Source organism: Mesorhizobium sp. M8A.F.Ca.ET.057.01.1.1, from assembly GCF_003952565.1.
Classification (GTDB): domain Bacteria; phylum Pseudomonadota; class Alphaproteobacteria; order Rhizobiales; family Rhizobiaceae; genus Mesorhizobium.
Genome location: NZ_CP034454.1, coordinates 3727600 through 3745590, shown reverse-complemented (window position 1 = coordinate 3745590; position 17991 = coordinate 3727600). Strand labels below are relative to the sequence as shown.

Below are 17991 nucleotides of genomic sequence, written 5' to 3'. Positions count from 1 at the left end.
GGGTCGACATTCGTTAGCCGGGCCCTTGGCCCTCCCGAACAAACCGACTATCTCAGGACGACGGCGGCAGTTCCGCCACGGGGACAGGCATGCTCAGGGTGCAAAAGGTCAAGGTCGACGACATCTACGTGCCCACCGCGCGCAAGAAGACACTGCACCCCGAGACCGTCCGGCATCTCGCCGAGGATATCCTGGAAAACGGCATGAAGACGCCGATCCAGGTCCGCCACGATGGCAAGCGGCACATACTTGTCGAAGGACTGCATCGTCTGGAAGCAGCCAAGTGGCTCGGCGAGTCAGAGATCGACGCCTATCTGGTGCAAGCCAAGCGCCACTGACGCGCGCCTTCGCCCGAAGCACGCACAATCTCCACAATTTTTCACCTGGCATGTCGGGTTGCGTCGCATTGGCTCGTCCTTGGGACGGAAGCCAGATCAAGCCAAATCCCGAGGAGAAAATAGTGGCCACCAAGCTCGACATCGCCCCTGCCAACGACCGCGAACTGGTTCTCGCCCGCATCATCGATGCGCCGCGCGAGAACGTCTATCGCTGCTGGACCGACCCGACCCTGATCACGCAATGGTTCGCGCCAAAGCCGTGGACGACGCCGCGTGCCGAGATGGACGTGCGCACGGGCGGCAATAGCCTCGTCGTCATGGCCGGCCCTGACGGCAATGAATTCCCCAATCCTGGGGTTTTCCTGGAAGTCGTTCCCGGCAAGAAGATCATCTTCACCGATGCCTATACACAGGCGTGGGAGCCGTCGGAAAAACCGTTCATGACCGGCGTGCTGACCTTCGAGGACGAAGGCGAGGGCAAGACCCGCTACATAGCGCGTGTCCGGCACTGGAGCGTCGCCGACCGGGAACAGCACGAGGCGATGGGTTTTCATGCGGGTTGGGGGCAGTGCACCGATCAGCTCGAAGACCTCGCCAAGACGCTTTGACATCGGTTGGCCAGGAGGAGATCGATATGTCCAAAACCCTGCTTTTTGCCATTCTTGCTTCGGCCGCGGCGTTTCTCGCTTGCCCGGCCACCATCAATGCAGAGGAGACGAAGCCCGCCATGACCACCGAAACGAAAACGCTGCCGAAGCCGCAAAAGTCCGGCCTGTTGCCGATCAACGGCGTGAACTACTATTACGCTATCTATGGCAAGGGTGAGCCGCTGCTTCTGCTGCATGGCGGACTGGGCTCCATCGATATGTTCGCGCCGATCCTGCCCACGCTTGTCGAGAACCGCACCGTCATCGGGGTCGATCTGCAGGGGCACGGCCGCACCGCGCTTGGCGACCGGCCATTCAGCCTGGAGGCGATCGGCGACGATATGGCTGGTATCGTCAAGACACTCGGCTACGACAAGGTCGACGTCATGGGCTATTCGCTGGGCGGCGGCGTTGCCTTCCGCATGGCGGTCCAGCATCCCGATACGGTTCGCCGGCTTGTCCTGGTCTCGACCGGCTATGCGGCCAACGGCTTCTATGACGAGATGCGCCCGCAGCAGGCGCAGGTGAGTGCCGCCGCCGCGGCATTCATGAAAGACACGCCGATGTACAAATCCTACATCGCCGTCGCGCCACATCCCGAGGACTTCCCGAAGCTGCTCGACGCGCTCGGCAATTTCATGCGCCAGAACTACGACTTCTCGGCCGACGTTCCCAAGCTGAAGATGCCCGTCATGCTCGCTTACGGCGACAGCGACATGTACAAACCCGAGCATGAGATCAAGTTCTACCAGATGCTCGGCGGCGGTCTGAAAGATGCCGGCTGGATGCGCGAGAACCTTTCTCAGAACCGTCTGGCCATCCTGCCCAACCGCACCCACTACGACGTTTTCTTCGCTCCGGAACTGACGGCCGCCGCACTGCCGTTCCTCGACGGCCAGACCAAGGTGAAGAGCTGGGACGAGGTGGTCAGCGAAGCCGAATGACCCTGCCATCGCCGCCGGCCGTCCCCAGCGAGACGGCCGGCGTGCTGCTCAGGAAACCTTGGCGCGGCGCGGCTGCCTCAGATGCTTGATGCCGCTCATCTCGACGAAGTTCGTCGCCGACTCCCAGAGGTAGTCGCCGTAGAAAAACGGCTCGAACGGCTCGGCGCCCTCCAATGGCAGGGGCGAGATTTCCGCGTCGACGCGCGGCTCGTAGAAGAACGGGATTGAGAACCTCACCGTTTTCGGCGCAATGACCCGGTGCCGTGTCGCCCGAACGCGGCCACCGGTCCAGCGTTCCAGCAACTGGCCGAAATTGACCGCCAGCGTGCCATTGGCTGGAGGCACGTCGATCCATTCGCCGGCGAGGTTCTTTGCCTGCAAGCCCTCGACGCCGTCCTGCGCCAGCAAGGTGACGAAGCCTGAATCGGCATGTTCGCGGCCGATGATGGTGCGCGTCTCGCCATTGTGGATCACGGAAAACTCCGGCCCGCTTGTGTCGACGCCGGCACTAACCTCGCGCAGGGGATAGCGGATCAGGCGCAGCGTCGAGATGCCACCGTCGAAATAGGTATCGAAGATCGTTTCAGGCAGGCCAAGTCCGCGTGCGATCGACCGCATCAGCATGGTGCCGACCGTCTCCATCGCACGATAGTAGTCGGCCGCCGCGGTGCGCCAGCCGGGCAAGGCATTTTCGGCCGGCAGCGGTGTCGGCTCGCACAAGGGATCGTCGGAGGCCGAGACCCGCGCCGCATCGGCAAGGTCCGGCCCCATGTCGATGCCTTCCTTGTAGGAAACGGCTTGCGGCTGCAGCGGAAACCAGCCGCGGTAGAAATTCTTCTTCGTGTGATCGAAATTCCAGCGCAGCAATTCCTGCTTGCCGGCATCGGGAAGCGCAAAGATGCGCAGCAATCGCGCTCGCTTGTCCGGCGTCAGCCAGCCATCGCCGGGAAAATCCCGGACCGCGAGGAAGCCGATGCCGGCCGCGGCAGTCATGATCCTGGCGTCGGTGCGGTCGCGGACGGGCGAGGGCGGCCCGAACAGGTCCGCAATGCCGATCGTTTCGATGTCCGGTCTCATGACGGTCCTGCCGCATCACGATAATCGATGACCTTGTATCAAAGCTTTTCAATTGACCCAACCGGCCTCGCCGCTACCTTGCCGCCTGTTCACTCCACCAATGGATTCAGGCGATGGCAAAATACGAAGGCGGATGCCTGTGCAAGGCGGTGCGCTACCGCACCGACGCCGACCCCATCAACGAGCGCATCTGTCACTGCCGGCTCTGCCAGAAGGCGATCGGCGCGGCCTTCAATGCGCGTGTTCTGTTCCGCATCGATGATGTGACGGTCGAGGGCCGGTTGGCCACGGTCAACACCTCGCCGGACCTCAAGCGCGGGTTTTGCCCGAACTGCGGCACAACGATGTTTTCACGGCGAGATTCCGCCGGCATCATCGGCGTGACCACCGGTTCGCTGGACGACCCGTCGTTCTTCAGGCCACAGATGCATATGTGGACCGCCTCGAAACAGCCCTGGGTGACGCTTGACGACGGCTTGCCGCAATATGAAGGCGCTCCGCCGGCCTAGCCCTCGTCCTTCTCGTCAACAGGAGAACGTGCCGCAGGATGACCAAAAATTAATCCAAAGAGACACGCGTTAGCCGGCAAAACGTCATTGGCGGGCCATCTTTGTCACCCTATCTAAGCGTCGCGGGCCCGGCATTCGAGGAGACGACGGATGAACGACAGCATCAGCACCCTGGACGAGCTTTTGAGCGATCCGATGGTCCTGCTTGTGATGGAGCGCGACCGTGTGCGCCGGGAACAGGTGCGCATGCTGCTTGAGCGGGCTCGCCGGCCTTCGCTCGATGAACCGGTTGTCCCGCCGGCGCATGTGATCGCCAGGACCTGCCAGAAACTGTGGCTGTGCCCCTGAGTAGCCTTGCGACCTTCCATGAAAATCATTGGCCGGCCCTGGGCCGGTTTGGATGCGGGTGGCGCAGCCGGCAAGCTTATTGCAATGTGTCCGCCGCCACGCAACGCAATGACGCCCATGCCGGCCGCCAGCTTACAAATCCGTAAATTGATTCTCCGCCGCATAGCGGTATGGCTTGCCCGGCATTGATCGCCGATCGTGCTTCGCAAGTCCGATCCCTCCCGCTTGGAACCGACATGGCTGATATCTGCACGCAAGGCGTCGACACGGGCTTTGTCGGCCTTGGATTTGCCAAGGTCGCATTCCTCGGCCTTGTGCAAGGCATCACCGAACTGCTCCCGATCTCCTCGACCGCCCATATGCGCATCGTGCCGGCCGTGCTCGGCTGGCAGGATCGGGGCTCAGCTTTCTCAGCCGCCATGCAGCTGGCGGCCCTTGCCGCCGTGGTCAGCTATTTCTGGGGCGACGTGAGGGATCTCCTGTTCGGCTCGCTCGACGCCCTCACGCGCCGCGATTTTGCCGACCGGCATTTCCGTCTGGCGCTGTGGATCGTGCTGGCGACGATCCCCATCGTCATTGCCGGCGTGGCGCTCTCGGGCGTCCTCAACACCTGCAATTCGCCGCTGCGCAGTCTGAGCGTGATTGGCTGGGCCTGCATCGCCATGGCGGTCCTGCTGGCGCTGGCCGAGATTTTCGCCAATCACAAGCGCGCCGTGGGCGAAGCGTCGCTCGTCGACGCGCTTCTTGTCGGCGTCGCGCAGGTTGGCGCGCTTATCCCGGGCGTCTCTCGCTCTGGCTCGACGCTGACGGCGGCGCTGGGGCTTGGCTTCAAGCGGGCGGAGGCTGCCCGTTTCTCGTTCCTGCTCGGGCTGCCGGCCATCGCGCTCGCCGGCCTCAAGGAATTGTGGGAACTGCACAAGGTGCATCTCGACGCCCATGGATGGTCGGTTCTGGGCGTGGGACTGCTCGTGGCCTCGATATCGGCCTTCTTCGCCATCTGGGGCCTGATGCGCGTGCTCGAACGCTTCTCCGCCTGGCCTTTCGTCATCTACCGCGGCGCGCTCGGGGTCGTCCTGCTGCTCGGCGTGGCTATGGGATGGCTGGCCTAGGCCGAACCGGCACGCTTGCGGTGTTGCGCGGCTGCAACCGCCAGGGGGGCATCAACCCGTGCCCGAAGATGTGATCGGACGCCTTCATTGACTTCCGGCAATGTCCGCCCTTAACGTTCTGTTAACAAAAACAGATGGCGGAGCCGGATGGCATCCTCGTTGGGTTTACGCCGCAAGGCGAAGGGGCTGGGGCTTACGATTGCCCTGATTGCTTTCTGTTCGGCGGCGAATTCCGCCTACTCGGCTCCCGCTTCCATGGTCATCGGCGGCTCGACCTCGCAGCCGATCGGCCACTATGATTTTTGCAAAATTCATTCCGCCGAGTGCTCCATCCGTTCACCCGATAACGAGCCGGAACAGATGACTGGCAAGCTGTTGCGGGAGATCAGTGCCGTAAACCTTTCGGTCAACACGCGCGTCAAGCCGATGAGCGACATGGACAATTACGGCAAGGAGGAGTGGTGGACCTATCCTGACAATGGCTTCGGCGATTGCGAGGATTACGCGCTGGAAAAGCGGCGTGAGCTCAACAGCCTGGGCATTGCCATAGCCAATCTCCTGATGACGGTGGTTCGCAAGCCGGACGGCGAAGGCCATGCCGTGCTGACGGTACGCACCGACAAGGGCGACTTCATCCTCGACAACCTTGTCGACAAGGTTCGTCTCTGGAACCAGACGCCGTATCGCTATCTGAAAAGACAGGCGAGTGACAATACCGGGCGCTGGGTCTCCATCCTTGGCGGCGAAGAGAAGCTGGTCAGCGCCGTCAAATAACCGTCGCGGGCCGTCACCGGACCGTAGTCCACGCTTCCCCTGAGCAAATCCTTCATCGTACCGGCAAGCGGTGCTATCCACGACAGTCGTTGGAACCGACAATCCGGGACGCGCATGGATTTTTTGATACTCCTGCATTCGGCACCCTTGTTGCTGACGTTGGTCAAGGCCGCGTTGCCGCACGCACTTGCCACGACAGTGGCATTCGGCCAGTGGTTCGCTTCGGTGCCGCCGTGCCGTGACGTCGCCTTCGAGGCCGCCAGCTTTCTCGTCTGCGAGGTCGATCCAAAACTGTATTCGATCGAACTGTTCTGGAAAGACCAGGGCGGCAAGCCATTTCAGTCGCTGCACAATCTCGACAACGCCCAGCGCGCGGCCGGCCGCACCATGCTGTTTGCCATCAATGCGGGCATGTATCACCCCGACCTCAGGCCGGTCGGCCTCTATGTCGAGCGCGGCCAGGAAATGGCCGGCGTGAAGACGGGATCGGGCAGCGGCAATTTTTCGCTGCAGCCGAACGGCATCTTCTATATCGGCGGCGGCAAGGCCGCGGTGCGGGCGACGCGGGACTTCGTCAAGAAGCGGCCAGTCACCGACTACGCGACGCAATCAGGGCCGATGCTGGTGATCGACGGCCAGCTTCACCCGAAATTCCGGTCCGACGGCACGTCGCGCAAGAGCCGCGATGGCGTCGGGGTGCGAAAGGATGGCGTCGCCGTCTTTGCCATCTCGAACGGCACGGTGACATTCCACGCCTTCGCCCGCCTGTTTCGCGACGCGCTCGGCTGCGACAACGCACTCTTTCTCGACGGCACGATATCGAGCCTGCTCGCTCCGGCCATTGGCCGCAACGACGACTACTGGAACCTGGGGCCGATGATCGGCGTCTTCAGGAAACGCGGCTGATGCATGGCGCTGTCGATCTTGATACGCCCCTAGGTCCGGGCATCGCGCCTGCCGCGCAGTCTGATGACAATCACGGCGATGGTGATCGCCGCCACTGTGGCCGCGATAACCGCCAGCCCGAACAGGCTGGTCGCGTCGAGTTCGGGCAGGCTGTCGGCCCCTTTCGCCACCAGCCATCCAGGCGATAGCACGACCGGCGCCCAGATGATCGCCGACAGGATGTTGGCGATCTGGAAGCGACGCCTGTTCATGCCCATCATGCCCGCGACCAGCGCCACGGTGGCACGCACCGGACCAAAGAAGCGGCCGACGAAAACCGCGGCGAAACCGTAGCGATGGAAAAACAGGCGCGCCCTGGCGATTTCGCGGCGATAGCGGTTGAGCGGCCATTTGTGGACGACGCCGCGCCCGAGCCATTTGCCGAGAAAATAGGAGATGGTGTCGCCGAGCGCCGCACCGATCGTCGCGGCAAGGAGAACGGGCAGGGGCTGGACGATACCGGCGCCCACCAGGCCGCCGACGATGATCAGCACCGTCGTGCCGGGCAACAGGACGCCGACCAGCACCAGCGATTCGCCGAAGGCCAGCAGCCCGACCACGAGGCCCGCCCAGGCCTGATGGTTCTCGATGAAACAAACGCTCTGGTCGATGAACGACTGCACGCAAGCTCCCTTTGAAAGTGTTCCTCAGCTGCCGCTGTCGAGCAGGCTCCTGAGTTCGTCGAGCTTGTCGTTGACGAGCCAGCCGTAATAATTCTCGACCGGCAGCTTGCCGCCCTTGCCGCTGGCTAGGGCGGCCGCGCGCTGCCGTGGCTGGCCGACATTGTAGAGCGTGGCCGTGATACCCGGATTGCCCGAGATGTCGAAGCCCTGTTCCCTGTAGGCATCGATGGCGTCGCGCACGATCGCGGCGATGTAGACGACGCTGCGGTCCGGATCCATCACGTCGCGATAGATCGCTTGCGGATGATCCGGCGTGAGCTTGTCATAACCGCTCACCTTGTTGACGAGGTCGGTGACCTCGAGCGCGGTCAGCGGACTGATCTGGCCGAGGCCGAATGTCTGGCCGGCGAAGAAGGGCTGGAAGAATGCCTGCTGGAAGGTCATCGCGTCATAGGTGACGCCGTCGACTGTTTTGCCTCGGAAATGCTCGACCCAGACCCTGTCGCGGCAGCTCCACAGGGAAGAGCTGTCCTTGGCCTCCGCGCAGCTGGCGAATTCCGGACGCTGGACAAAGGTCTGCACCGGCACGCTCTTGTAGCGGAAGGCGAAGTCGAGGCCGGAATAGGACAGCGCCTTCACATAATAGGTCTGCACCGAGCCGACGGCGGTGACGTTGTATGTATGCTCGCCGACCAGAGCACCGACGATATGGATGGGGTCGATGTCGTAGGCAGCCGCCACCTGCTTAATGTGCGCCACCAGCTTCTTCTCGCGCTTCAGCAGCGCGACGATCTTTTCGTACTTCTCATCGTAGGTGGTCTTGAAGGCGCGGGTGCGTGTGGCCGATGCCTCCGGAATGGCCGGCTGTGTCGCCGAACGGTTTCCCTGGGGAACGACCACCAGCCCGCCCGCATCCGCCGCCTGCATCGAGAGAGCTTCTCCGCCGGGAGCGACGAGCAGGAGGACCAGAAGAAGTCGCTGCAACGCTGTCATCGGCCGCCTTTTCAAGAATTTTGGGATCGCCGGCGCAAACGCCGCATACCGTTCTCAACAGCCACATCATGGCGCTGTCAAGGCTTGGCCGGGCCGCCGCCGGCGACTGTCTGAAAGGGGCCACAGCTATGGTAAAAAACTTGATTCAAACTTTATTGGTAATTTCTCGTTCATAACTGGTCTGGTTGTCCGTCGGCCGTCGCCTTCGGTCTGTTGTGTTTGAGTACAGGTCCAGATGCGGTTATCAGGCGTCATCAGTTTCGTGATCGCATCGCTGTGCCTTGCCGGCTGTTCGTCGACGTCGGGCATTGACGCGCTCGACATGCAGAAGCCATCCAATGAAACGACCAGTTCGGTGGTGCGGCCAAGCGCGCCCATCGCGTCCGTTCCGGTGGCCAGGGCAAACGCGGCGCGCAGACGGGTTGAGGTTCCGTCCGCGGACGACACCGCTCGCCCCTTTGGCCTGGCGGAGGAAGAGACGGTGGCGTTTCCCGCACCCGAACTGCCAGACAGTGTCGAGCCGCCGATCGAGGAGGCTGCCCTGGTGTCGCCACCGAAGCTGTTGTCGCGGGCGGCACCGGCCATGCTCGCAGGACCGGTCACCCGCTACGGCTTCCGCGATGCCAAGCCGATCAATTTCGGCCGCTCGTCGCCCCGGCACCTTGCCGTGCACGGTGTCGACGTGTCGCGCTGGCAGGGCGACGTGAACTGGGAAAAGCTGCGCGCCCAGGGCGCCAACTTCGCCTACATCAAGGCAACCGACGGCGGCGACCATCTCGATCCGATGTTTATGAAGAACTGGCGCGGCGCGCAGGCCGCCGGGCTGAAGCGTGGCGCCTATCATTTCTTCTACTGGTGCCGTACCGCTGGCGAACAGGCCGACTGGTTCATCCGCAACGTGCCGAAGGTCGATGGTGCGCTGCCGCCGGTGATCGACGTCGAGTGGAACGGCGACTCCAGCTGCCAGCGCCGGCCGTCGCGCGAAAAGGTGCTGGAGAAGATGCAGGTGTTCATGGACAAGCTGGAGCGTCACTACGGCCAGCGGCCGATCATCTACACGTCGCCCGACTTCTATCGCGACAACCTTCAGGGCGCCTTCCCGGACTATCCCTTCTGGCTGCGTGCCGTGGCCCGGCATCCGTCGAAGGTCTATCCCGATCGCAAGTGGCTGTTCTGGCAGTATTCCGGCTCCGGCCTGTCGCATGGCGTGACCGGTCGCATCGACCTCAACGTCTTCCATGGCGATGAGCGGCAATGGCGCGCCTGGGCCGGCGGTGGCGGTCGGCAGATGATGGCTGACGCGGATTAGGGCGGGATACCGTTCGCTACCTAAGTGCTCATTCCCGGTCTATTGGAACTGGTTGCTCCCGCCGTTCTTTTCCTCGCTCAGCCGCAGCCTCGTCCTCAGGCCCATGATCTCGGCGATCGCTGCATCGATCATGGCGAGAAGCGTCAGCGTGTCATGCTGGGTTGGGTCGGCCCTGACATAGGCGAGCTGGTTCACGATATCGGTGTCGTCATCGGCGTCGTCGCTCATGTCAGTCTCCCGATCGCTGCCTCTGGGATGTCGCCGGCTCTTTTTTGAAGCCGATCGGCACGGTCGTCAAATTACCCTTCCGCAATTCAGTGTGCTTGGCCCGCCTTTAAGGGGCCCGCGGCCTTCGGCGGCAATTTCGGCATTTTCCTAACGTTCCGCTCACGCTGTTCCTTAGCGGTGTCGCAAGGCGCGCCTGGTAACGTCGGCGTGATCATCTCACGGAGGGGACAATGCGCAATCCAGTTATGGCGGTCGCCTTTGCGGCAGCCCTTGGCTACGGATTTTTCAACTCCCTCGGTCATCTGCCCAACAACAAGCCGGTCGCTATTCCCGAGGCAGCACCGGGCGCCTCGCCGATGTCGCCGCGCCCGATCAAGGAAAACGTCGTAGCCTACTCCACTGTCGACAAGGCTATGCAGGGCGCCAAGGCCAAGGGCCACGCCACGCTGCCGCGCTTCCATGCGCTGATCGACGCCGGCACGCCCGGCACCTACACTGTCAAATTCCCGCTGACCCAGAACGGCGCAACCGAGCACATCTGGATGCAACTGGTTGACCTCGGCGACGGCACGTTCACAGGCCTGCTTGCCGACGAACCGGTCAACGGAAACCAGTACAAAATGGGTGACCGCGTGACGGTGGCCGAGGCCGATGTGGAGGACTGGATGGTCAGGAACGGCAGCGACGTCTACGGCGGCTACACCGTGCGCCAAGCGCTGGCCGACATGCCCAGCGAGAAGGCCGCGAAATACGGGATTGCGTTCAAGGATTGACGCGCCGCGCGAGGCCCGCCTCCGCTATTTTCCCAAATAGAGCGGTGTTTTGCGAATAGGCGAGACTTTGCCATCGCCATGATGTCTATGTCGGGAGTTGCCTGCACTCTTGGTCGTCGGGGACGAGTTGGAGCTCAAGTTTCTGCTGATCGGATTTGCCTGCGTGATCGCGGGCAGTTTGTCGTTCATCACCTTCGTGAAATGGCGCGAGGTGCGGGCGATGAGTCACTGGTTGCCGACGCCGGGAAAGATCATCTCGTCGTGCGTCGAGGCACGTGAGGTCAGAAGGTCGGGCGTCGGCTCGGACAGCAGCGATACCACCGAGATCCGCAATTTTCCGGCGATCACCTTCGAATACAAGGTGGGCGGCAAGAAATTTCAAAGCTCGCGCTACAGCGTGAAGGAGAATTTGGGGGATTTCGAAGTCACCGAAACCCTTGCCCAGTTTCCGCGCGGCGCGGAGGTGACCGTCTTCTACAATCCGGCCGATCCGCGCAAAGCCGTGATCGAGCGCACCTTTCCCGACGGCGCCTTCAAATTCATGGTCAAGCTTTCGGTCGGTTTGGCGATCGGCACCGTGGTGCTGGTGTTTTCGCTCGGCGGCGTGCTCGAGGCGATCCGGCCGCATCTGCCCAAGCCGCAGAATCTCGGCGCGGCCGCACTGCTGCTGTTCATGGGCTTGATGATCTTGCGCATGGGTTTCGCGCAGAAGTCGCTCGCCCGGCAGGCGGCAAAATGGCCGGTTGCTGCCGGCCACATTGAGTCCTCGGGCCTGCAGGCGCTGCGAAACTACAGTGGCAACCGAGGTTGGCGCACCGTCTTCAAATCCCGGATCGTCTACACCTATGGCGTCGCCGGCCAACGCTACAGCGCCGACCGCGTATCCTTCGGCGCCACTGTCACGGCTTCGCTGCCCGGCCTGGTCAGCGGTCAGGCGAGCCGGTATGTCGAGGGCAGCAACGTCGACGTGCACTATGACCCGGCCAATCCCGCCTCGGCGGTGCTCGAATGCCGGGTGCGCGGGCTCTGGCTGCTGTGGGTCTGTTCGCTAGGTTTTCTCGGCGGCGCGGCATGGCTGGTCGGGCTGGTGTGAGGCCCGCTTTCATGACGAGGCATCCAATGATCACTGGCAAACTGGCCTTGTTCTTCCTGGCTCTGCTCGGCGCCGCGCAGGCAGCGAGCGCAAAAGAGTGTCTGCTGAGCCACGCCACCTATCGCGAGCCGCGTTCGGGTGCGGTCGTGCAATTCCGGCCGCTCGCCAATGAGCCGGCGGCGCTGACGGCCGAAGTGTTTTCGCTGACCGTGCCGAAGACCGACATTCGCCTGCCGGCCGACATCACCTGGACCAATGGCAGGAATTCGTTTCCGCTCGGCACCATCCGCCACACCTGTACTGACGACGACCGCGAGGCGGGGCTGGAGGATGGCAGCGGGCTGTGCCGGATATGGATGGGGCAGGTCTATGCCTTGACCGGCGGCGGCGCCGAGCAGCTGAATTCGCGCGAAGCGACGCCGGCGCCGAAAGGGCTGTTGCTGCCTGATTTCGGCGCTGCTTTCACCGAATTTGCCGGCTTCGCCAATGCCAACCCCGACGGCTCGGCCTGGGATGCCTTTACCTTGACAGGATGCAACGATGAATAGCGCGATGGGGCTGATCAGCCTGGCCTGCGCCCTCTTGGCATCGGTGACGGGCAATTGCCGTGGCTCGTGACGAAGAAACCCGCATCATCGCGCCCGCCCGGCGACAAATGCGTTTGGGAAAACACCGTATATCATCGGCTCGGTCGTAAGAGCGGGCCGAACAAAAAACCAAGGCCGACCCCTTCGGGCCGGCGTTGGCAACCGTGGACAAGCCGATGTTTAGTGCCTCAATTTCCTCAGCTGCACCCGCTCGTGGCGCCGCAGGTATCGCACTTCTCGCAAGTCCCATTCCTTACCATGGTAAAGTTCTGGCACTCGGAGCAGGAATTGCCGGTGTAGCCTTGCAATAGCGATTTGGCGCGGCGGTCGGCGGCGAGTTTCTTCGCCTCGGCTGCTTCCTGGGCCGCCGTATCGGTGAACAACGCCGCCGTGGTGTCGATCGAGGCATCGGAGGCCGCTTCCTCGAAGGCGATGTCCTCGGCCAGTTCCTTGGCCCGCTCCTCATAGTCGCGCTTATAGGCGATCGCCTCGTCGCTGGCCGGCTTCAACGCCAGCACGTTGGAGCCGGAGAAGGCCGTCGGCGCCGAGCGGGCGGGGGTGCCGGAGCCGGCAAAGCCCTTTGGCTCGCTGCCGCTTGCCCTCGACACCAGCTTCACCGGCGAGCCGCGGGTCAGGCCCTTGGAGACGGCGTCGGTCTTGCCTTCGCTGATGCCGCGGCCAAGCGCGGTGTTGGAGAAGTCCGACTGGTCGACATGGGCGAGATCGTTGCGGCCGAGATAGGAGATGGCCAGTTCACGGAACACGTAATCGAGGATCGACGTCGCGCTCTTGATGGCGTCGTTGCCGATGACCATGCCGGCCGGCTCGAACTTGGTGAAGGTGAAGGCGTGCACATATTCGTCGAGCGGCACGCCATATTGCAGGCCGAGCGAGATCGCGATGGCGAAGTTGTTGAGAAGGCCACGCAGGGTGGCACCCTCCTTGTTCATGTCGATGAAGATCTCGCCGAGACGGCCATCGTCATATTCGCCGGTGCGCAGGAAGATGGTGTTGCCGCCGATCTTGGCCTTCTGCGTATAACCCTTGCGGCGGCCGGGCAGCTTTTCCTGCTCGCGCGACACGCGCTCGATGATGCGCTCGACGATGCGTTCGGTGATCTGCGCCGCGCGCGCCGCCGCCGGTGCCTGGATCAGCTGTTCGACCGCATCGTCCTCGTCCTCCTCGCCATCGGCGAGCAGCGAGGCATTGAGCGGCTGCGACAGCTTCGAGCCGTCGCGGTAGAGCGCGTTGGCCTTCAACGCCAGCTTCCACGACAGCATGTAGGCGTTCTTGGCGTCCTCCACCGTCGCGTCGTTCGGCATGTTGATGGTCTTGGAGATGGCGCCGGAGATGAAGGGCTGTGCCGCCGCCATCATCTGGATGTGGCTGTTGATCGAAAGCGAGCGCTTGCCAATCTTGCCGCAGGGGCTGGCGCAGTCGAACACGGCGAGGTGTTCGGCCTTGAGGAAGGGAGCGCCTTCCAGCGTCATCGCACCGCAGACATGGATGTTGGCGGCCTCGATGTCCTTCCGGGAGAAACCCAGCGCGGGCAGCATTTCGAACGAGAAGTCGTTGAGCTGCTCGTCGGTGAACCCAAAAGTCTCCTTCACCCAGTCGGCGCCGAGCGTCCACTGGTTGAAGACGAACTTGATGTCGAAGGCAGACTTAAGCGCGGCATTGAGCGCCGCCATCTTGTCGTCGCCAAAACCCTTGGCCTTGAGCGAGCCGGGGTTGATAGCGGGTGCCTGGTTGAGATTGCCGTGACCGACGGCGTAAGCCTCGATCTCAGCGATCTGGCTCTCGGAGTAGCCCAACGTGCGCAGCGCTTCCGGCACGGCGCGGTTGATGATCTTGAAATAGCCGCCGCCGGCGAGCTTCTTGAACTTCACCAGGGCGAAATCGGGCTCGATGCCGGTGGTGTCGCAATCCATGACCAGGCCGATCGTGCCGGTCGGCGCGATCACGGTAGCCTGCGCGTTGCGGTAGCCATGCTCCTCGCCGAGCTCGATGGCGCGGTCCCAGGCAGCCTTGGCGTGGGTGGCCAAATCCTGCTGCTTCAGGTCCGACGCCACGAGCGGCACCGGATTTACAGCGAGTTTCTCGTAACCGTCCTTGTCGCCATAGGCGGCGCGGCGATGGTTGCGCATGACGCGCAGCATGTTCTGGGCGTTGCGGTCATAGTCCGGAAAGGCGCCGAGCTCGGAAGCCATTTCCGCCGAGGTGGAGTAGGCGACGCCGGTCATGATCGCGGTCAGCGCGGCGCAGATGGCGCGGCCCTCGTCGGAGTCGTAGGGAATGCCCGAGGTCATCAGCAGGCCGCCAATATTGGCATAGCCGAGGCCGAGCGTGCGGTAGTCGTAGGAGAGCTTGGCGATCTCCTTCGACGGGAACTGCGCCATCATCACCGAGATTTCGAGAACCATGGTCCACAGCCGCACGGTGTGCTCGTAGGCAGCGATATCGATCGTGCCGTCGGCATTGCGGTAGGGGAGCAGGTTGATCGAGGCGAGATTGCAGGCCGTGTCGTCGAGGAACATGTATTCCGAGCACGGGTTGGAGGCCCGGATCGCACCGGCGGAGGCGCAGGTGTGCCAGTCGTTCATCGTCGTGTTGAAGTGCAGTCCGGGATCAGCCGAAGCCCAGGCGGCGTAGCCGATCTTTTCCCAGAGGTCGCGAGCCTTCAGCGTCTTCAAGACCTTGCCGTCCTTGCGGGCGGTCAGGTGCCAGTCGGCGTCGGTCTCGACGGCGCGCAGGAAATTGTCCTTCAGCGACACCGAATTGTTGGAGTTCTGGCCCGAGACCGTCAGATAGGCGTCAGAGTCCCAGTCGGTGTCGTAGGTCTTGAACGACATCGACTTGTAGCCCTGCTTGGCGAACTGGATGACGCGGTAGATGTAGTTTTCCGGCACCGCCGATTTCTTGGCCGCCTTGATCTCGCGCTTCAGCGCCGTGTTGATGGCCGGATCGAAGCAGTCGTCGTCATGGCCTTCGCAATTGACGCAGGCCTTCATGATCGCTTCGAGATGCTTCTTGACGATCTTGGAACCGGTCACCAGCGAGGCGACCTTCTGTTCTTCATTGACCTTCCAGTCGATGAATTCCTCGATATCGGGATGGTCGGCGTCGACGATGACCATTTTCGCCGCACGGCGCGTCGTGCCGCCCGACTTGATGGCGCCAGCGGCGCGGTCGCCGATCTTGAGGAAGCTCATCAAGCCGGACGAGCGGCCGCCGCCGGACAGTTTTTCGCCTTCGCCGCGCAGCAGCGAGAAGTTCGAGCCGGTGCCGGAGCCATACTTGAACAGGCGCGCCTCGCGCACCCACAGATCCATGATGCCGCCCTCGTTGACGAGATCGTCCTGCACGCCCTGGATGAAGCAGGCATGCGGCTGCGGATGCTCGTAGGAGGACTTCGACTTGGTGAGCTTGCCGGTGAAGGGGTCGACATAGAAGTGACCCTGGCTCGGACCGTCGATGCCATAGGCCCAGTGCAGGCCGGTGTTGAACCATTGCGGCGAGTTCGGCGCGACGCGCTGGGTGGCCAGCATATAGGCAAGTTCGTCGCGGAAGGCGCGCGCGTCTTCCTCCGACGCCTTGAAGTAGCCGCCCTTCCAGCCCCAATAGGTCCAGGTGCCGGCCAGCCGGTCGAAGACCTGGCGGGCGTCGATCTCGGAACCATAGCGCTCGGCTTCCGGCAGCTTGGCGAGTTCGGCTTCGTCGGCGACGGAACGCCACAGGAAAGAGGGGACGTCATTCTCCTCGACCTTCTTCAGGCGCGCGGGAACGCCGGCCTTGCGGAAGTATTTTTGGGCCAGGATGTCGGCGGCGACCTGGGAGAACTGCGCCGGCACATCGATGTTGTCCAAGCGGAACACCACCGAGCCATCCGGATTCTTGATCTCGGAAAGCGCCTTGCGGAATTCGATCTCCGCATAAGCAGATTGGCCTGGCTTGGTGAAACGACGCTCGATGCGCATTGGTCCGATCCCTTTTGTCTATATATAGCGCTTTCATCAGGGGATTTCTGCCCCCAAAAGACGAAACGCGCAGTCCGCCGTTTGCCGGCATTGCGAACAATGCCGGCATCTCCACTTCGCGGGCGCGGCCACGCACACGACAAAACGCCTTACCGAGCATTTGCCGAGGCTGCCAACCGACCCCGCGGGTCCCCCAAAACTGAATTTTTCGATTCCCTCACCTGAGGGAAATTCACACTATTTAGCGTCGAACCTAGCTGCAAACACTAAATATAGCATTAACAGACAATTTATTCCAGTCCGACAATTCTCCCTTTCGTCGCCCCACCACCCCACGATCCCAACGCTTCCGCCGGCCTCGTAACAGGCGGAAATGCGGGCAAAACGCACATAATCCGGGAAAAAGACCGGGCTCAGAACTTTCCGGTCGCGCTCTCAACAGGAGCACATGGCCTATAAAAGGCGACTCGTTTCGAGCCGTCAAGGATTCGTTTGCGTAGCTTTTGTGACCCCAACATCTTGTGTGTCACACATGTGGATAACGGGGATAGAATTGGCCGCTGTCCCGGCCATTTTCCACCGGCAGGCATGCGCGGTCACCCTTGCGCGTAAGCGGACTGCGGAAATATTGTCCCGCGGACCCAGAAAGCCCGGCAAGCCGGTGCGCCGGGAGTCAGCCGTAATGCAGCTTCGGCTTGGGTTCGGTGCCGGTGAACTGAACGCCGAGTCGGTCGCTGCGGCGCCAGCGGACCTCGCAGCGATAGGCGACGCCGTCGAGCGGCACATAGAGAAGGAAATGATCGGGAACTCGCGACTCGAGCGGTATTTTCAGTTCAGCGCCGCCCGCATGCTGGTTGCGCACCGTGCAACTCACTTCGGAATTCTGGATACCGGTGATGATCGTTCCACCTTTGAGCACGCGCGGACGATGCTCGCGCTGGGGCTCGGTGGGCTCTTGCTGAAGTGGGTTTACAGGGTTCGCCATCGATGAAACGCGCCAGATTGGCCAATTTCTACCGAAGAAAAATTAGCAAACCATTCACGCGATACATCACATGGTTGTGAAATGATTACGATCCACGCGCGGGGCGGATGGCCGCGCCCTAGGAGAACCTGTGCGGGTCGGCGCAGAAATAGGCGATGATCTGACAGAGATCCGGTTCGTTGACCATGCGCACGGCTTCGCTCGAATTGACCCATCTGCGGGTGCGGGAGTGCTTCTCCTTCCAGCGGTCGGCGACCTTGTCGACATGCAGCGGATACACCAGCACCTCGCAAGGCACTTCTTCGCCCGAAGCCAGCACCTTGGCATAGAAATAGCGGCCGGCTTCGAGGTGGGAAATATTTCCGTGCAGCCCAGCTTCCTCGGCTGCCTCGCGCGCTGCCGCTTCGCTGAGCGGCTCCCGGGCTTCAGGCCAGCCCTTTGGAAGCACCCAGCGGCCAGTATCGCGGCTGGTGATCAGCATGACCTCGATGCCATTCCCGGCATCGCGCCAGGGCAGCGCGGCAACCTGCAGACGACACGGCGCCGTCCCGAAGAGTCGCCGGACCCTCTCAGCCAGGTGGTTGTGTGTGGTTGGCCGTGTCAACATCGGAGAAGCTAGCCCCAAGCCTCCAGAATCGTTTGCCGCCTCATGAATCTTACGGCTAACTGTGACCAATAAAAGTAAAAACTTTGGTCAGGTTGGCTGATTCCGTCAATAAAGGTCGATTTCAC

Annotated in this window: 19 protein-coding genes; 12 read left to right on the top strand and 7 right to left on the bottom strand. The window is 62.3% G+C overall.

What is annotated here, in order from left to right:
* Window positions 1-89: 89 nt before the first annotated feature.
* The 3 genes from EJ077_RS17775 (at window position 90) to EJ077_RS17765 (ending at window position 1929) form a co-directional block, all read left to right on the top strand.
* Window positions 90-338: a ParB N-terminal domain-containing protein gene (locus EJ077_RS17775; protein ID WP_127276129.1), complete on the top strand. Its 249-nt coding sequence runs from the start codon at window positions 90-92 to the stop codon at window positions 336-338.
* 122 nt (window positions 339-460) lie between these two features.
* A complete protein-coding gene (locus tag EJ077_RS17770) occupies window positions 461-946 on the top strand; it encodes an SRPBCC family protein (RefSeq protein WP_208695447.1) in 486 nt (161 codons plus the stop codon).
* A 26-nt stretch (window positions 947-972) separates the two neighbouring features.
* Entirely contained in the window at window positions 973-1929 is a 957-nt protein-coding gene (locus EJ077_RS17765) for an alpha/beta fold hydrolase (RefSeq protein ID WP_208695446.1), read from the top strand.
* A 48-nt stretch (window positions 1930-1977) separates the two neighbouring features.
* On the opposite strand, the gene EJ077_RS17760 is transcribed toward EJ077_RS17765, so the two are convergent.
* Window positions 1978-3006, bottom strand: coding sequence for an isopenicillin N synthase family dioxygenase (locus EJ077_RS17760; protein WP_208695445.1), 1029 nt, complete (start codon window positions 3004-3006; stop codon window positions 1978-1980).
* A 113-nt stretch (window positions 3007-3119) separates the two neighbouring features.
* Between EJ077_RS17760 and EJ077_RS17755 the strand changes: the two genes are divergently transcribed.
* From EJ077_RS17755 to EJ077_RS17735, 5 genes are all read left to right on the top strand, one after another.
* Window positions 3120-3515, top strand: coding sequence for a GFA family protein (locus EJ077_RS17755; RefSeq protein ID WP_208695444.1), 396 nt, complete (start codon window positions 3120-3122; stop codon window positions 3513-3515).
* Between the two features lie 150 nt (window positions 3516-3665).
* Window positions 3666-3863, top strand: a complete 198-nt coding sequence (locus EJ077_RS17750; protein ID WP_208695443.1) for a hypothetical protein — start codon at window positions 3666-3668, stop codon at window positions 3861-3863.
* Window positions 3864-4099: 236 nt separating this feature from the next.
* Entirely contained in the window at window positions 4100-4972 is an 873-nt protein-coding gene (locus EJ077_RS17745; protein WP_208695442.1) for an undecaprenyl-diphosphate phosphatase, read from the top strand.
* 147 nt (window positions 4973-5119) lie between these two features.
* A complete protein-coding gene (locus EJ077_RS17740; protein ID WP_208695441.1) occupies window positions 5120-5746 on the top strand; it encodes a transglutaminase-like cysteine peptidase in 627 nt (208 codons plus the stop codon).
* Window positions 5747-5860: 114 nt separating this feature from the next.
* A complete protein-coding gene (locus tag EJ077_RS17735) occupies window positions 5861-6652 on the top strand; it encodes a phosphodiester glycosidase family protein (protein ID WP_208695440.1) in 792 nt (263 codons plus the stop codon).
* A gap of 29 nt (window positions 6653-6681) precedes the next feature.
* Here the strand turns inward: EJ077_RS17735 and EJ077_RS17730 are convergent, their stop codons facing one another.
* Both EJ077_RS17730 and EJ077_RS17725 read right to left on the bottom strand, forming a co-directional pair.
* Window positions 6682-7314 (bottom strand): DedA family protein, encoded by a 633-nt coding sequence (locus EJ077_RS17730; protein WP_208695439.1) that lies wholly within the window; start codon window positions 7312-7314, stop codon window positions 6682-6684.
* A 24-nt stretch (window positions 7315-7338) separates the two neighbouring features.
* Complete coding sequence (locus EJ077_RS17725) at window positions 7339-8241, bottom strand: DUF1402 family protein (RefSeq protein ID WP_245458446.1); 903 nt, start codon at window positions 8239-8241, stop codon at window positions 7339-7341.
* Window positions 8242-8542: 301 nt separating this feature from the next.
* Here EJ077_RS17725 and EJ077_RS17720 point away from each other — a divergent pair, with 301 nt between their 5' ends.
* The gene (locus EJ077_RS17720) at window positions 8543-9616 is read left to right on the top strand and encodes a GH25 family lysozyme (RefSeq protein ID WP_208695437.1); all 1074 of its coding nucleotides are present in this window, start codon (window positions 8543-8545) and stop codon (window positions 9614-9616) included.
* A gap of 39 nt (window positions 9617-9655) precedes the next feature.
* Here EJ077_RS17720 and EJ077_RS17715 read toward each other — a convergent pair whose 3' ends face one another.
* The gene (locus EJ077_RS17715; RefSeq protein ID WP_208695436.1) at window positions 9656-9844 is read right to left on the bottom strand and encodes a hypothetical protein; all 189 of its coding nucleotides are present in this window, start codon (window positions 9842-9844) and stop codon (window positions 9656-9658) included.
* A 230-nt stretch (window positions 9845-10074) separates the two neighbouring features.
* Between EJ077_RS17715 and EJ077_RS17710 the strand changes: the two genes are divergently transcribed.
* The 3 genes from EJ077_RS17710 to EJ077_RS17700 all read left to right on the top strand — a co-directional run bounded on the left by EJ077_RS17710 (window position 10075) and on the right by EJ077_RS17700 (window position 12258).
* Window positions 10075-10617, top strand: a complete 543-nt coding sequence (locus EJ077_RS17710) for a DUF2314 domain-containing protein (protein WP_208695435.1) — start codon at window positions 10075-10077, stop codon at window positions 10615-10617.
* Between the two features lie 127 nt (window positions 10618-10744).
* Entirely contained in the window at window positions 10745-11710 is a 966-nt protein-coding gene (locus EJ077_RS17705; protein WP_208695434.1) for a DUF3592 domain-containing protein, read from the top strand.
* A gap of 26 nt (window positions 11711-11736) precedes the next feature.
* On the top strand, window positions 11737-12258 hold the full coding sequence (locus EJ077_RS17700; protein WP_208695433.1) for a hypothetical protein: 522 nt from the start codon (window positions 11737-11739) through the stop codon (window positions 12256-12258).
* A gap of 236 nt (window positions 12259-12494) precedes the next feature.
* Here the strand turns inward: EJ077_RS17700 and EJ077_RS17695 are convergent, their stop codons facing one another.
* From EJ077_RS17695 to EJ077_RS17685, 3 genes are all read right to left on the bottom strand, one after another.
* Window positions 12495-16274: a vitamin B12-dependent ribonucleotide reductase gene (locus EJ077_RS17695; RefSeq protein ID WP_208695432.1), complete on the bottom strand. Its 3780-nt coding sequence runs from the start codon at window positions 16272-16274 to the stop codon at window positions 12495-12497.
* Between the two features lie 673 nt (window positions 16275-16947).
* Window positions 16948-17259, bottom strand: a complete 312-nt coding sequence (locus EJ077_RS17690; protein ID WP_208695431.1) for a PilZ domain-containing protein — start codon at window positions 17257-17259, stop codon at window positions 16948-16950.
* A gap of 118 nt (window positions 17260-17377) precedes the next feature.
* Window positions 17378-17866 (bottom strand): NUDIX hydrolase, encoded by a 489-nt coding sequence (locus tag EJ077_RS17685; protein ID WP_208695430.1) that lies wholly within the window; start codon window positions 17864-17866, stop codon window positions 17378-17380.
* Window positions 17867-17991: the final 125 nt, after the last annotated feature.

What these genes read in the sequence shown, in the direction of transcription:
- EJ077_RS17755 (WP_208695444.1), top strand. Translation starts at nt 3,120, where the DNA reads ATGGCAAAATACGAAGGCGGATGCCTGTGCAAGGCGGTGCGCTACCGC.
- EJ077_RS17710 (WP_208695435.1), top strand. Translation starts at nt 10,075, where the DNA reads ATGCGCAATCCAGTTATGGCGGTCGCCTTTGCGGCAGCCCTTGGCTAC.
- EJ077_RS17715 (WP_208695436.1), bottom strand. Translation starts at nt 9,844, where the DNA reads ATGAGCGACGACGCCGATGACGACACCGATATCGTGAACCAGCTCGCC.
- EJ077_RS17750 (WP_208695443.1), top strand. Translation starts at nt 3,666, where the DNA reads ATGAACGACAGCATCAGCACCCTGGACGAGCTTTTGAGCGATCCGATG.
- EJ077_RS17700 (WP_208695433.1), top strand. Translation starts at nt 11,737, where the DNA reads ATGATCACTGGCAAACTGGCCTTGTTCTTCCTGGCTCTGCTCGGCGCC.
- EJ077_RS17685 (WP_208695430.1), bottom strand. Translation starts at nt 17,866, where the DNA reads ATGTTGACACGGCCAACCACACACAACCACCTGGCTGAGAGGGTCCGG.
- EJ077_RS17740 (WP_208695441.1), top strand. Translation starts at nt 5,120, where the DNA reads ATGGCATCCTCGTTGGGTTTACGCCGCAAGGCGAAGGGGCTGGGGCTT.
- EJ077_RS17695 (WP_208695432.1), bottom strand. Translation starts at nt 16,274, where the DNA reads ATGCGCATCGAGCGTCGTTTCACCAAGCCAGGCCAATCTGCTTATGCG.
- EJ077_RS17775 (WP_127276129.1), top strand. Translation starts at nt 90, where the DNA reads ATGCTCAGGGTGCAAAAGGTCAAGGTCGACGACATCTACGTGCCCACC.
- EJ077_RS17720 (WP_208695437.1), top strand. Translation starts at nt 8,543, where the DNA reads ATGCGGTTATCAGGCGTCATCAGTTTCGTGATCGCATCGCTGTGCCTT.
- EJ077_RS17745 (WP_208695442.1), top strand. Translation starts at nt 4,100, where the DNA reads ATGGCTGATATCTGCACGCAAGGCGTCGACACGGGCTTTGTCGGCCTT.
- EJ077_RS17735 (WP_208695440.1), top strand. Translation starts at nt 5,861, where the DNA reads ATGGATTTTTTGATACTCCTGCATTCGGCACCCTTGTTGCTGACGTTG.
- EJ077_RS17690 (WP_208695431.1), bottom strand. Translation starts at nt 17,259, where the DNA reads ATGGCGAACCCTGTAAACCCACTTCAGCAAGAGCCCACCGAGCCCCAG.
- EJ077_RS17725 (WP_245458446.1), bottom strand. Translation starts at nt 8,241, where the DNA reads ATGCAGGCGGCGGATGCGGGCGGGCTGGTGGTCGTTCCCCAGGGAAAC.
- EJ077_RS17765 (WP_208695446.1), top strand. Translation starts at nt 973, where the DNA reads ATGTCCAAAACCCTGCTTTTTGCCATTCTTGCTTCGGCCGCGGCGTTT.
- EJ077_RS17760 (WP_208695445.1), bottom strand. Translation starts at nt 3,006, where the DNA reads ATGAGACCGGACATCGAAACGATCGGCATTGCGGACCTGTTCGGGCCG.